This window comes from Streptomyces sp. NRRL F-5122 (assembly GCF_001507435.1).
Classification (GTDB): domain Bacteria; phylum Actinomycetota; class Actinomycetes; order Streptomycetales; family Streptomycetaceae; genus Streptomyces; species Streptomyces lannensis.
Genome location: NZ_LMWH01000102.1, coordinates 1 through 714 on the forward strand (window position 1 = coordinate 1; position 714 = coordinate 714).

Here is a 714-nt window from a genome sequence, read left to right on the forward strand (position 1 = left end):
GGGGGGTGCCTCTATGTCTTTCGTCAAGCGTGGCGTGGGGTTCTGGGTTCGTAGAAGGTGCCGTCGCGGAGCATGGCGAACAGCACGTTGATGCGTTGTCGGGCCAGGCGGAGGAGGGCCTGTGTGTGGGTCTTTCCGCGGGCTCGGCATCGGTCGTAGTAGCTGCGGGAGGCGGGGTCGTGCAGGGCGGCGAACGCGGAGAGGAACATCGCGCGTTTGAGCTGCCGGTTCCCGCCGCGCGGGGCGTGTTCGCCGTGGATCGAGGTGCCAGAGGATTTGGTGGTCGGTGCGAGGCCGGCGTAGGAGGCCAGGTGAGCGGCGCTCGGGAAGCTGGTGCCGTCGCCGACGGTGGTCAGAAGGACTGCGGCGGTCCTGACGCCGATGCCGGGCATCGAGGTCAGGACCTGGGAAAGAGGGTGGGCCTCCAGCAGGGTTTCGATCTGGGCTTCCAGTGCCCGGCGTTGTTCATGGACGGCGGCCAGTGACTTGGCCAGCGACGGCACGATGACGTCCAAAGTGCCCGTGCCTGGGACGATGACGGTCTGTTCGTCGAGGGCGTCGAAGATGTCGTCGACGAGCCGGGCGGCCATGCGCGGGGCTTTCGGCCGGATGACCTCCGCGAGTTTGCGGCGACCGGTCTTGCGCAGAGCGGCCGGGGAGCCGTAACGCTCCAGGAGCCAGGTGATGGCGGGGTGGTCCAGTCGGGGTCCCAGG

General features: G+C 68.3%; 1 protein-coding gene. It reads right to left on the reverse strand.

Features of this window, described 5'->3' with window-relative positions:
- Window positions 1-23: 23 nt before the first annotated feature.
- On the reverse strand, window positions 24-714 hold a 691-nt coding region (locus ADL25_RS12435; RefSeq protein WP_159044918.1), incomplete at its 5' end, for a transposase.